General features: G+C 68.4%; 12 protein-coding genes. 7 read left to right on the top strand and 5 right to left on the bottom strand.

The window, feature by feature from the left end:
• The first annotated feature begins 129 nt into the window (after positions 1-129).
• The 6 genes from V5F66_RS12805 (at position 130) to V5F66_RS12780 (ending at position 5,945) form a co-directional block, all read left to right on the top strand.
• Positions 130-282, top strand: coding sequence for an aa3-type cytochrome c oxidase subunit IV (locus V5F66_RS12805; protein ID WP_012113969.1), 153 nt, complete (start codon positions 130-132; stop codon positions 280-282).
• 35 nt (positions 283-317) lie between these two features.
• Positions 318-1,481, top strand: coding sequence for a Re/Si-specific NAD(P)(+) transhydrogenase subunit alpha (locus V5F66_RS12800; RefSeq protein ID WP_012113970.1), 1,164 nt, complete (start codon positions 318-320; stop codon positions 1,479-1,481).
• Entirely contained in the window at positions 1,481-1,936 is a 456-nt protein-coding gene (locus tag V5F66_RS12795) for a proton-translocating transhydrogenase family protein (protein WP_041575370.1), read from the top strand. Before V5F66_RS12800 ends, V5F66_RS12795 begins: the two co-directional genes overlap by 1 nt.
• A 10-nt stretch (positions 1,937-1,946) precedes the next feature.
• Entirely contained in the window at positions 1,947-3,353 is a 1,407-nt protein-coding gene (locus tag V5F66_RS12790) for an NAD(P)(+) transhydrogenase (Re/Si-specific) subunit beta (protein WP_012113972.1), read from the top strand.
• 184 nt (positions 3,354-3,537) lie between these two features.
• Positions 3,538-4,956, top strand: coding sequence for an exopolysaccharide biosynthesis polyprenyl glycosylphosphotransferase (locus tag V5F66_RS12785; RefSeq protein ID WP_394052087.1), 1,419 nt, complete (start codon positions 3,538-3,540; stop codon positions 4,954-4,956).
• An 8-nt stretch (positions 4,957-4,964) separates the two neighbouring features.
• Entirely contained in the window at positions 4,965-5,945 is a 981-nt protein-coding gene (locus V5F66_RS12780; RefSeq protein ID WP_394093995.1) for a glycosyl hydrolase family 18 protein, read from the top strand.
• Positions 5,946-5,954: 9 nt separating this feature from the next.
• Here V5F66_RS12780 and V5F66_RS12775 read toward each other — a convergent pair whose 3' ends face one another.
• Positions 5,955-6,479, bottom strand: coding sequence for an HAD family hydrolase (locus V5F66_RS12775; protein WP_394052091.1), 525 nt, complete (start codon positions 6,477-6,479; stop codon positions 5,955-5,957).
• Positions 6,480-6,769: 290 nt separating this feature from the next.
• Between V5F66_RS12775 and V5F66_RS12770 the strand changes: the two genes are divergently transcribed.
• On the top strand, positions 6,770-7,588 hold the full coding sequence (locus V5F66_RS12770; protein WP_394093994.1) for an FkbM family methyltransferase: 819 nt from the start codon (positions 6,770-6,772) through the stop codon (positions 7,586-7,588).
• 17 nt (positions 7,589-7,605) lie between these two features.
• On the opposite strand, the gene V5F66_RS12765 is transcribed toward V5F66_RS12770, so the two are convergent.
• The 4 genes from V5F66_RS12765 to V5F66_RS12750 all read right to left on the bottom strand — a co-directional run bounded on the left by V5F66_RS12765 (position 7,606) and on the right by V5F66_RS12750 (position 11,872).
• Positions 7,606-8,445, bottom strand: a complete 840-nt coding sequence (locus V5F66_RS12765) for an FkbM family methyltransferase (RefSeq protein ID WP_394006990.1) — start codon at positions 8,443-8,445, stop codon at positions 7,606-7,608.
• A 144-nt stretch (positions 8,446-8,589) separates the two neighbouring features.
• Positions 8,590-9,618 carry an acyltransferase family protein gene (locus tag V5F66_RS12760; RefSeq protein WP_394093993.1) on the bottom strand — a complete coding sequence of 343 codons (1,029 nt, stop codon included), beginning with the start codon at positions 9,616-9,618 and terminating at the stop codon, positions 8,590-8,592.
• A gap of 29 nt (positions 9,619-9,647) precedes the next feature.
• Positions 9,648-11,066 (bottom strand): hypothetical protein, encoded by a 1,419-nt coding sequence (locus V5F66_RS12755; protein ID WP_012113980.1) that lies wholly within the window; start codon positions 11,064-11,066, stop codon positions 9,648-9,650.
• A complete protein-coding gene (locus tag V5F66_RS12750) occupies positions 11,063-11,872 on the bottom strand; it encodes a WecB/TagA/CpsF family glycosyltransferase (RefSeq protein ID WP_012113981.1) in 810 nt (269 codons plus the stop codon). Before V5F66_RS12750 ends, V5F66_RS12755 begins: the two co-directional genes overlap by 4 nt.
• Positions 11,873-11,983: the final 111 nt, after the last annotated feature.

The following is an 11,983-nucleotide window of genomic DNA, read 5'->3' as shown; positions in this document are numbered from 1 at the left end:
GTTCAGGCGGTTGCCGGATGATTCCAATGACTCAGCGGTTTGGATTTGGCATACTGTACACCACAACCCGGTTGCCAGACATTCGCATCTCCGCTAAAGCGCTAATTGAGGCCTTAAAAGGGGGAAAAGATGGCTGAACACGCCACGACCGAATACGCCATTGCGGACGGTAACGACTACGCCGAGCACGAAGGCACCTATGTGCTGTTCACCGCCCTGACCAAATGGGGCGCGATCGCTGTCGCCGTCCTCCTCACCCTCATGTGGATCTTCCTCCTCTGACCCCCTGACGGGTTGGAGCACCGGAGACATCTCTGATGAAAATCGCTGTCCCCGCCGAGGTTGATCTCGGCGAGCCGCGGGTCGCTGCGACCCCGGATACGGTGAAGCGTCTGGTCGCGCTCGGCGCCAGCGTGGCGGTCGAGACGGGCGCGGGCCTCAAGTCGGGCATTCTGGATGCCGACTTCGAAGCCGCCGGCGCCACCATCGCGCCCACCGCCGCCGATGCCCTGTACGGCGCTGAAGTGGTACTGAAGGTTCGCCGTCCGACGGAAGCTGAACTTTCGTCGTACAAGCCCGGCGCGCTGCTGCTGGCCATCGTCGATCCCTATGGCAACGACGAGGCCCTGGCCACGCTGGCGCGCTACAACGTCAACGCCTTCGCCATGGAGCTGATGCCCCGCATCACCCGCGCGCAGGTGATGGACGTGCTGTCCTCGCAGGCGAACCTCGCCGGCTATCGCGCCGTCATCGACGCCGCGGCCGAATTCAATCGCGCCCTGCCGCAGATGATGACCGCCGCCGGCACTGTGCCCGCCGCGCGCGTCTTCGTCATGGGCGCCGGCGTGGCGGGCCTCCAGGCCATCGCCACCGCGCGCCGCCTCGGCGCCATCGTGACCGCCACCGACGTGCGCCCCGCCGCCAAGGAACAGGTCGCCTCGCTGGGCGCCAAGTTCGTCGCGGTGGAGGACGAGGAGTTCAAGCAGGCCGAGACCGCTGCCGGCTACGCCAAGCCCATGTCGGCCGAGTACCAGGCCAAGCAGGCGGCCCTCGTCGCCGAGCACATCAAGAAGCAGGACATCGTCATCACCACCGCCCTGATCCCCGGCCGGCCCGCGCCGCGCCTGATCACGGCGCAGATGGTGGCCTCCATGCGGCCCGGCTCCATCATCGTCGACCTGGCGGTGGAGCGTGGCGGCAACGTGGAAGGCTCGGTGCCCGGCGAAGTGGCCTGGGTCGGCAACGTCAAGATCGTCGGCCACCTCAACGTGCCCGGCCGCATCGCGGCGTCGTCCTCGCCGCTCTACGCCAAGAACCTGTTCAACTTCTTCGAGACGATGGTGGACAAGGCGACCAAGTCCCTTGCCGTGAAGTGGGACGACGAGCTGGTCAAGGCCACCCTCCTCACCCGCGACGGCGCCGTCGTGCATCCCAACTTCGCACCCAAGAATCTCGCCACCACCAGCGAGGGAGCGGCCTGATGAATCCCGCCTCAGCCCAGACCGCGACGGACGCCGCCTCCCAGGCCCGCGCCGCTGCAGAGATCGCGCGCCAGGCGGCGGAAGCCGCCCAGCTCTATGCCGACCAGGCCGGCGCCGCCCTCGGCGCGGTGGCCCACGGCGCGACGGGGGGGGCCATCGACCCCTTCGTGTTCCGCCTCTCCATCTTCGTGCTCGCGGTGTTCGTGGGCTATTACGTGGTGTGGTCGGTGACCCCGGCGCTGCACACCCCGCTGATGAGCGTCACCAACGCCATCTCCTCGGTGATCGTGGTGGGTGCGCTGCTCGCGGTGGGCGTCACCACCGTGGGCGATTCCAGCCACGCCTGGGGCGCGCGCATCTTCGGCTTCGTCGCGCTCATCTTCGCCTCGGTGAACATATTCGGCGGGTTCCTCGTGACCAGCCGAATGCTCGCCATGTACTCCAAGAAGAAGTGAGGCGGAGCACATGAACGCGAATTTCGCTGCCCTGCTTTACCTCGTTGCAGGCATCCTCTTCGTCCTCGCGCTGCGCGGCCTTTCCCATCCCACCACCTCGCGGCAGGGCAACCTGTACGGCATGGTGGGCATGGCCATCGCCGTCCTCACCACGCTGGCGCTCTCGCCGCCGTCGGACCTCGTCGGCTGGGTGCTGGTGCTGGCCGGTATCGGCATCGGCGGCGGTGTCGGCGCGGTGGTGGCCAAGCGCATCGCCATGACCCAGATGCCCCAGCTGGTCGCCGCCTTCCACTCGCTGGTGGGCATGGCCGCGGTGCTGGTGGCGGCTGCCGCCCTCTACGCGCCGCGTGCTTTCGGCATCGGCGATCCGGGCCACCTCCACGGCGCCAGCCTGGTGGAAATGTCGCTGGGCGTGGCCATCGGCGCCATCACCTTCACCGGCTCCATCATCGCCTTCGCCAAGCTCAACGGCAACATGAGCGGCAAGCCGATCATGCTGCCGTCGCGCCACCTCATCAATGCCGGCCTCGGCATCCTGCTGCTGGTCCTGATCATCGCCTTCGTGATCACCGGCTCGATCAAGCTGTTCTGGATCATCACCGTGGTCTCGCTCATCCTCGGCGGGCTGCTCATCATCCCCATCGGCGGCGCGGACATGCCCGTCGTGGTGTCGATGCTGAACTCCTACTCGGGCTGGGCGGCGGCGGGCATCGGCTTCACCCTGGGCAACACCGCGCTGATCATCACCGGCGCGCTGGTGGGCTCCTCGGGCGCCATCCTGTCCTACATCATGTGCAAGGGCATGAACCGCTCCTTCATCTCCGTCATCCTCGGCGGCTTCGGCGGTGACGCCGCGGCGGCCGGCGGCGGGGCCCAGGCGGAAGCCCGCCCGGTGAAGCAGGGCTCGGCGGACGACGCGGCCTACATCATGAAGAACGCCGAGAAGGTCATCATCGTGCCGGGCTACGGCATGGCGGTGGCTCAGGCCCAGCACGCCCTGCGCGAGATGGCCGACCTGCTGAAGGAGGAGGGCGTCGAGGTGAAGTACGCCATCCATCCGGTGGCGGGCCGCATGCCGGGCCACATGAACGTGCTGCTGGCCGAGGCCCAGGTGCCCTACGACGAGGTGTTCGAGCTGGAGGACATCAACTCCGAGTTCGCCCAGGCGGACGTGGCCTTCGTCATCGGCGCCAACGACGTGACCAACCCGGCAGCCAAGACCGATCCGCAGTCGCCCATCTTCGGCATGCCGATCCTGGACGTTGAGAAGGCGAAGACCGTGCTCTTCATCAAGCGCGGCATGGCGGCGGGCTATGCCGGCGTGGAGAACGAGCTGTTCTTCAAGGACAACACCATGATGCTCTTCGGCGACGCCAAGAAGGTCACCGAAGAGGTGGTCAAGGCCTTCGGCCACTGACCTGAGGCGCTGCGGAACGCAGATCTTCAAAGAGCCGCGCGGCGTCAGCCGGGCGGCTCTTGTCATTTGCACACATGTGGTGCCTTCCCCAGCTTGACTGCCAACGTCTTCTTCCGCAGAACGAATCCCGGTCGCGGCTCGACTCAACGAGGTCGGGCGCGTTCTGCCGGCAGGGATTGGCGCGATGACACGTTGGACCCACGGGCTCGTCAACCGCCTCGTCCTGTTGTGTGACGTCGCCATGGCGGCGCTGGCCGCCATCATTGCCCACGGGCGCTGGGATTTCCTGTCCTGGAGCCAGATGGCCATCCTCTGGGCCATCGGCGTCTTCGCCTTCGTCCAGATCCTGCAGACCGGCCGCGCCTATCGGGTCGAGCATTACACGCGCCCGCTGCGCCAGCTCGGTCACCTCGCGGTGGCCGGCGTGCCGGCCGGCGCGCTTCTGGCGATCTGCTACTACGCCATCATCCCCATCGGCTCGACCAACCTCGTTGCGCTGCTCGGCTGGGGCATTCTGACCGCGCTGACGCTGATCTTCGGCCGCTTCGTGCTGGTGCGGACCGGCGTGGCGCTGGTGAAGACCCGCGGCGTTCTGCGACGCAATGCGGTGATCATCGGGGATCCGGCCCGGGCCCGCGACCTCGTGCGTCGCTACCGCGAGGAGGAGGGCGCGAACGGCCTCATCACCTTCGTCGGCATGTTCGACGAGGGACACATGCCGGGCGAGATGACCCCGCCGCCCCCCGCGCCCGACGGCGTTCCCGCGATGGGCGGACTCGCCGACCTGCTGGAATATGTGAAGCACAATCCGGTGGACATCGTGGTCGTCGCCAAGAGCTGGGACGATCCCGCAGCCATCAGCACCATCGCCAACCAGATGTACCAGATCGCCGCCGACGTCATCGTCGAGCTGGATCCCGAGCGCTTCATGCTCAACGACGCCCGGATGACGCGCATCGCCGGCGAGCCCGCGCTCCAGGTGCAGCAGCAGCCACTCAAGGGCTCGCTGGGGCTGCTGAAGGGGGTGGAGGACTATGTGGTGGCCACCATCGGCCTCATCCTCACCGCCCCTATCCTGCTGGTCGCCGCCGCCGCCATCAAGCTGGATTCCCCCGGGCCCATCCTGTTCCGCCAGCCGCGCGTGGGCCTCAACAACCGCGTCTTCTCCTGCTTCAAGCTGCGGACCATGCGGGTCGATCTATCGGACGACGGCTCCCGCGGCACCACCAAGGACGATCCGCGCATCACCCGCATCGGCGCCTTCCTGCGCTCCACCTCCATCGACGAACTGCCCCAGCTCATCAATGTGCTGCGGGGCGAGATGTCGGTGGTGGGGCCGCGTCCCCATGTGCCCAACATGCAGGTCGCCACCAACGTGCGCTACGAGGCGATCCGGCAATATGTGGCGCGCTACCGGATGAAGCCCGGCATCACCGGCTGGGCCCAGATCAACGGCATGCGCGGCGGCATCAACACCCTTGAAAAGGCGGAGCGGGGCGTGGAGCTCGACCTTTTCTACATTGAGCACTGGTCCATATGGTTCGACATCAGAATCATGCTGCTCACCATCACCAAGGGCATGGCCGGGCCGGCGGTCTTCTGACCGTCCTGGTGGCGCTGGTCCTGGTCCTTGGCCTTTCGGCCGGCCACGCTGCGGCGGCGGAGGCAGAGCGACGCCCGTTCCTCGCCTATCTCGCGTCCTGGGCCGAGGTTGCCACGCAGGACCCGGAGAAGACCCTTCTCGCCCGGCTGCCCGGCGCCATCTCCCATGTGGCGCTGGGGTTCGTGAAGCCGGACCTCGCCTATGCCGGGGACCTCGACCTGTCGGGCACCGGCTTCGCCTTTCCCTTTTCCGGCGCCGTCCTGAAAGCGGCCATCGCCGCGCTGAAGGCGCAACACCCGGACACGAAGGTGCTGCTGGCGGTGGGCGGCTGGGGCTATTTCGGCTGGGATGCGCGGGATTTCCGCGCGCTGGCGCATCTGGTGAGCGATCTCGGCGCCGATGGCGTCGACCTTGATTACGAGACGGCGGATTCCGGCTGCGCCCGCACGCCGGACGACCGCATCGCCTGCGCCGACGATGCCCGCGCCATCGCGGTGCTGACCGATCTTCGCGCGGCGCTGCCCCGGCCTCATGTGGTGAGCCTCGCCGGCTGGAGCGTCGGCGCCTATGGCGAGGGCGCCTTCGCCGCCTCGCAGCCGCGCTACGGCCCCTATGTGGGCATGATGCGGGCGCTGCTGAAGTCGGAGGCGGCGCGAGGGCTCGACCTGGTCTCGGTCATGTCCTACGACGCCGGGCCGACCTACCAGCCGCTTGAAGCCTTCCGCGCCTATCGCAGCCTGTGGCCGGGGCCGCTGGCGCTGGGCATCCAGGTCATGCCGTCGGAGGCTGGCGGCCCGCGCTTCACCGTGGCGCGCACGGTGAAGCTGCTTCAGGACGTGCGTGCCGATCCGAAGGCGGGCGCCATGCTTTATGGCCTCGGCCTGGTGCCGCCCGGCCCCACGGGTCCCGATAATCCCGACTATCGCAGCCTCGCCCGCGCCATCTGTGTCAGCCTCGGCCTTGCCGGGTGCGATGCGCCGGTGCCGTGAGCGGGGCGCTCAAACCTGTGAGGAGCGCAGTCCGCGGGCGAAGGCGAGCAGGTCCCCGCCGGGAAACAGATGGCCGGCGATGCCCGCCGCCGCAGCGGCTTCCATGTCGGAAGGCTGGTCGCCGATGAGCAGGCTGCGGTCGCGCGCCACCGGCCAGTGGTCCATGAGGTCGAGGATCATGCCCGGCGCCGGCTTGCGCCAGGGGTGGACCGCGCGATAGGCCGGCACCGCCGCGTCCGGATGGAACGGGCAATAGCGCCAGTCGTCCACATGGGCGCCGATGGCTGCAAGCTCGTCGGCCATCCAGCCATGCAGGGCCGCGACCTCGGCTTCCCCGTAATAGCCCCGGGCGACGCCGGACTGGTTGGTCACCACGAACACGAGATGACCCAGCGCATTGAAGTGCCGCACCGCCTCCCGGGCCCCGTCCACCCAGCGGAAGTCTTCCGGGGCGTGGACATAGCCCGTATCCACGTTGAGGACGCCGTCCCGGTCGAAAAACACCGCCGGGCGTGGCGTGCGTGGGGCGTTCAAAGCATCGTCTCCCGTGCTGTCGGGCGCGACCATAGAAAAAGGGAGCGTTCCCCGCCAGCCCATCCCGGGAAGCTTCCTCCCGCAGCGTGATGACGGGCCTAGAAAGAGCGGCCGTCCAGATTAAAACCCTGCGTTGAAGCGGTGCCGAAGCCTTGTCGGCTTGCGGTAATGGGGCGGCCGACCTCAACGCCGACCCCCTGCCTTTGCTTCGATTGTCTTCCCTCGCGCCTCTGCTATGAGAGGTCAATAGAGTGGCGAGGACGCCTTCTGGCGCGGGGGATGGCCTCCGCATGGAGCGCATGCTGAGATCCCTGAAGGCCATCCTCGAACGCCGCATGCCGCGGGCATTCGCCCTGTTGTGCCCGCTGGTGGATGCACGCGCCGCCCATGACCCTGACAGCGAGGTCCGGCTTCTGCCGCTGCTGGTGGAGCCCGGCGACACCGTCTGCGATATCGGCGCCAACCGCGGGCTCTTCACCTACTGGCTGCTCAGGCGCGGCGCGCGGGTACTGGCCTTCGAGCCCAATCCCTCCCTCGTGCGCATCCTGAAGCTGCGGTTTCCCGGCGAGATCCGCTCCGGCGCGCTGACCCTGTTCGAGACCGCATTGAGTGCCGACGCGGGCGCGGCGGTGCTGCACATTCCGCGCGACCTGTCGCCGCTCGCCACCCTCGATGGCGACCTCGCCGAGCAGGTCGAGGGTCCGACCGATGATGTGCGCGTCGCCATGGCGCGGCTCGACGCGTGCGTGAGCGCGGACGTGAGCTTCATCAAGCTCGACGTGGAGGGGCACGAGGTGAAGGTGCTCCAAGGCGCGCGGGGCATCATCGTGGCGAGCCGCCCCACCTTCCTGATCGAGGCCGAGGAACGCCACCGGCCCGGCGCGGTGGCGGCGGTCCGGCAGGTGCTGGAACCCTTCGGCTATCGCGGCTTCTTCCGGCTGGGCGGCGGGATGCGGCCCGTCGCGGAGTTCAATCCCGCGGTTCACCAGTCGGTCGCGTCACTGGAGCGGGACGGGACGCGCCCTCGCAGGGGCGCGCTCTATGTGAACGATTTCTATTTCGCCGTCCGGCCCGACATCATCGCGCGCCTGGAGCGCTGGCGGGGCTGAACGCCCCACCCTCAAGCTCAGGCCAGCGGCCGGCCCTGCGGGTGGAGCGCCACATAGTTCCCGAACCGTGTGGGGCGGGTTGCGAGCGGGGTCAGCGTGCCGTCGTCCTGCAGCTGGAAGAAGCCGTAGCCAAGCCCGCCCAGCGCCACCCAGGCCGCCGCCGGATCGCCGCCGTCCTTGAGCAGGGTGGGGCAGTTCATCTCGAAGATGACGGCGGGGTGGAACCGGCCCAGGGTGCCGGCGGCGCCCTTGATGACCCGGTCCTCGGCGCCCTCCACGTCGATCTTGAGGCAATCCACCCGCGACAGGCCGAGGTCGCTCGCGAGGCGGTCGAGAGTGGTGATCTCCACTTCCTCGCTCTCGCTGCTGGTGCCGTCATTGATGAGGGAGAAGGCCTGCGGATCGTCGCCAAGGGGATTGTGGAACAGCACCGCCTTGCCCTCCGTGTCCGAGATCGCCTTGGGCACGATGGTGACGTTCCTGAAGCCGTTGAGGGCGAGGTTGTCGGCGAGCTGCCGGCCGGCGACGGCGCCCGGCTCGGCCGCCACCACCCGGCTGGCGAAGCTGGCCGCCTTCAGGGTGAACAGGCCGATATTGGCGCCCACGTCCACGAACACGTCGCCGGGGCGCAGGAATTTCTCAAGGTAGCGTACCTCCGGCTCCACCTTGTCGCGCAGCAGGAACACGCTGGTGGTGGTGAAGCGCAGGTCCGCCGGCAGCTTCAGGCGGGCACCGCCGGGGGTGATCTCCGCCACCGGGCTGCGGCCCAGCGCCACGTGGGCCGCGAGCGAGATGGCCCGGCCCGTCACGGTAAGCGGCGCCTCGCGGAAGGCCGGCTCGTTCACGAGCTTTTTCACGCGTCTCCACATGGCACTGCCCCCTTGGCTTCATCTTCGCACGGCCCATAGGGCCCGCGCCGGCCAGACGCCGGGAATAGACAGCTACCGCAACGCTTGGGCAAGCGCGCGGAACGGCTTTTTTGCACGGCTGGTCATCAATGCTCATGGTATCGCGGCCCGGCTGGCCTTGGGTCGCGCGCTCATGAGCCGCAGCAGTGGCTTCTCCACCGCCAGATGCACGGCGATGGCAACACCGATTGCCGCCCCCACCCCGCAGATGGCGCAGGCGAAGAAGGCGAGCGGCGCCGGCAGCGGCAGATGCACCAACACTTGTCCCACGGCCGAAAGCACCATGCCGTGCACCAGGTAGAGCGCATAGGAGGCATCGCCCAGCAGCACGAACGCGCCGATGCGCTTCACCGGCCTCGCCCGCTCCAGCACCAGGGCTCCGGCCACCACCATGGCGGCGGGGATGCCCCACTGGATCACCCGCGTCTCCGCCGGCACATCGCCCTGCGCCAGCAGCGACATGAAGCCGGCGGCGAGGAAGACGAAGCCCCAGCCGCGCGCCAGGGCCGGTCCTTCCAGATACCAGAGGCCCAAAGCGAGGCCGAACACGAACTCCAGCATGATCGGCGCGGTATAGAAGGCGAGGAACGGATTTTCGCTCGGCACCGCGCGGCCGAGGACGGCGAGCCCGGCGAGGAAGAGGGCGATGGCCGGCAGGCGCGCGCGCGCCGGCAGCAGCAGCGCCACGCCCCACACCAGATAGAAGAACATCTCGTAGTTCAGCGTCCATCCCGGCACCACCAGCGGCTCCAGGGTGCCCAGCACCGGATGGCGCGCCGGCAGGAACAAGTAGGAGGCGAGAATGTGCCAGGCGTCGGCCCGGCCGCTCTTCACCAGCTGCGGCGCGACCAGCAGCAGCGCAAGGCTCGCCGTGGTCACGATCCAGTAGAGCGGCACGATGCGCACGATGCGCTTGAGGTAGAAGCTCAAGGTGTAGCCGTCGCGGCCGCGGGTCGTGACCAGCATCAGGAAGCCGCTGAGCACGAAGAAGATATCGACGCCCGCCGCCCCCGATTGCGGCCACGGCGCCGTGAGGCCGAGGCGCGACAGCGGCGCCCCGAGGTGGAACACCACCACCATGAGGCTCGCCACCGCCCGCAGATATTGCAGGGACTCAAGCATGTCGCATTACTGCGGTGCGCTGGGCGCGGTCAGCCGGCACGTGCGATTGCTCCCGAGCGTCCAAGGGTCACGCGGCGGCCGCCCGAAGTGCGGCCGATGGGGAGCAGGCGGCGTTCTTCCGGCGGCGGGCCGGGCGGCAGCAGGCGCCGGCGCCGGTCGAGATAGATGGTGAGCGCCATGACGACGCCGAGCTCTCCGGGTGTGAACACCACCGAATACACGGCGGAGCTTATGATGAGATACAGCACGTAGTCGCTGAGGGCGAGGGCGAAGGGGTCCTCAAGGCCGCGCGTCAGCCGGAAAGCCGTGACAAAGCACCAGAAGTGCAACGCCGCGAGCAGGACGGCGCCGATGATGCCGTATTCGAACACGACGCCGATCCAGCCCAGATCCGCGATGAAGAACTGGTCGTTGCCGAAGATGTCGTTGAGCGTCACCGTGCTGAAGCGGGTGGTGGCGCCGACCCCGAAAATCCAGCGCAGCGGATCATCGCCCAGGAAGGCGAAGGCCAGCGCCGAGGAATTCTGCCGCACCGAGAGCGAGGCGCCGAAGGCATCCTGCGCATCGCCGGGCGCGGCGCCGCCGGGCAGAAGGCCGAGCTTTCGCCCCACCAGGAAGACACCCACCGCCACCGCCGCCAGCCCCAGCCCGATCACGATCCGTCGCGCCCGCTGCGGCAGCGACATGGCCATGCCGAATATCACCACCACCAGCGCGGCGGCGATGGCGGCGCGCTGCTTGTAGATCAGCAGCATGGGCGCGAAGGCCAGCACCACGCAGAGCCCGTAGAGGATGTTGCGCCGGAGCACGAAGGCGCGGGACAGGAAGAAGACCAGGATCATGCCGAAGAACATCGGCATGTAGACCCGGTAGCCGCGCTCCAGGTCGAACAGCAGCAGCTTGCTGTCGGCGGGATTGTCCGCATACCAGGATGTGGGTGCGACCAGATAGATGATCACCATCAGGAAGAAGGTCGCCGCGCCCAGCCCCAGCACCGCCTTGCGGACGCTCTCCGGCGGCACGGCGAGCAGGGCCAGCACCGCCGACAGGCTGAAATAATAGGTGAAGGGCCAAGCCTTGATGGTGGTGGTCAGCGCGTCGAGGAAGCCGTTGCCGAGCTGGATCACCGAGACCATGGGCGTGAAGCCGAGCCCATAGGCCAGAACCAGCAGGAACATGCGCCCCGCCGGGAGCTTCAGCCGGACCATGCCGTAGAGCGCCAGCGGCAGGGTGAGGAACGGCCAGGCCTTCGACAGCAGGTAGGGCGCCGGATACTCGTTGAGATAGTAGAAGACCTGGGCGAACAGCGGCAGCGTCGCCGCGAAGGCGAGCTTGGCGAGCATGGATGCGCCCCCGTCGAGCGCGGGCGCCATGCCCGAGGCGCTGCGGCGCAGGGGGATGACCACGCGGCGTTGGGGCGGATCCCGGCTCGCGGGGTGGTCGGTCACGATGGCCCGTCCCCGTCGCGCCGCATGCCGTAGGCTGCAGGATCCAGCTTCGCCTTGGCGGCGATGAGGAAAATGGGCAGGGAATCCACGAACACCCGCTCGAAATGGGTGCTCGGGCTCTGCGCCAGCCGGTACAGCCATTCAAGGCCCAGCCGGCGGAAGGCGGGGCTGGCGCGCTGGACGAGGCCGGTGAGGAAGTTAAGCGCGCTGCCGACGCACAGACCGGTGCCCACGGCGCCGCCGCGCCGCGCGATCATGTGCGCGAGATATTCCGAGCGCGGCGCCCCCACCACCAGGAACACGTAGCGGGCGGGATGCTCAATGACGAACTGGATGGCCGCTTCCACCGCGGCCGCATCGTCGATGAAGCCCATGGGCGGCACGTGGAGATTGAGCGTGCCAATGCCGTAGCGCGCCACCAGCCGGCGCTTCATCTCCTCGCTGCCGCCGATCACCGTCACCGGGTCGCCGGGCTGGATGACATGCTCGAACAGCTCGGCGGTGAGGTCGCTGCCGGGACACAGCGGGATGTCGAGGCCGAACAGGCGCTCCGCCAGCAGGTGGGGCACCGCGCCGTCGAGCACGTTGAGGCCCGCGTCATCGAGGGCGGCGGCGAAGCGCTCGTCCTTGCGGGCGTTGAGCCGCACCAGGTGGGAGGCGTTGGAGGTGATCACATAGCTGAACGGCGCGCCCATGGGCCGCGCGCCGATGACGCGCGCGGCGCCGGGCACGTCGAGGCAGGCGAACGGCGCGCCGAGGAAGGTCTCGGTGCGGAACTCCGGGTGCGTCTGGGATGCCGCGTGCATGCGTGTTCGACGCCTCTGGTCGGCGCCCTCCCGGCGCCGGACTGTCATGACACCCGGCGCGGGGGCAGTCGCGCCGGACCCGTCTGGAGCGCGGGCCGGACCATGGGGCGG

Origin of the sequence: Xanthobacter versatilis (assembly GCF_043193975.1) — a bacterium.
GTDB classification, from domain to species: Bacteria; Pseudomonadota; Alphaproteobacteria; order Rhizobiales; family Xanthobacteraceae; genus Xanthobacter; species Xanthobacter autotrophicus_E.
This window is presented reverse-complemented; position numbering and strand designations above follow the sequence as displayed.

What these genes read in the sequence shown, in the direction of transcription:
- V5F66_RS12785 (WP_394052087.1), top strand. Translation starts at nt 3,538, where the DNA reads ATGACACGTTGGACCCACGGGCTCGTCAACCGCCTCGTCCTGTTGTGT.
- V5F66_RS12795 (WP_041575370.1), top strand. Translation starts at nt 1,481, where the DNA reads ATGAATCCCGCCTCAGCCCAGACCGCGACGGACGCCGCCTCCCAGGCC.
- V5F66_RS12760 (WP_394093993.1), bottom strand. Translation starts at nt 9,618, where the DNA reads ATGCTTGAGTCCCTGCAATATCTGCGGGCGGTGGCGAGCCTCATGGTG.
- V5F66_RS12750 (WP_012113981.1), bottom strand. Translation starts at nt 11,872, where the DNA reads ATGCACGCGGCATCCCAGACGCACCCGGAGTTCCGCACCGAGACCTTC.
- V5F66_RS12800 (WP_012113970.1), top strand. Translation starts at nt 318, where the DNA reads ATGAAAATCGCTGTCCCCGCCGAGGTTGATCTCGGCGAGCCGCGGGTC.
- V5F66_RS12790 (WP_012113972.1), top strand. Translation starts at nt 1,947, where the DNA reads ATGAACGCGAATTTCGCTGCCCTGCTTTACCTCGTTGCAGGCATCCTC.
- V5F66_RS12805 (WP_012113969.1), top strand. Translation starts at nt 130, where the DNA reads ATGGCTGAACACGCCACGACCGAATACGCCATTGCGGACGGTAACGAC.
- V5F66_RS12770 (WP_394093994.1), top strand. Translation starts at nt 6,770, where the DNA reads ATGGAGCGCATGCTGAGATCCCTGAAGGCCATCCTCGAACGCCGCATG.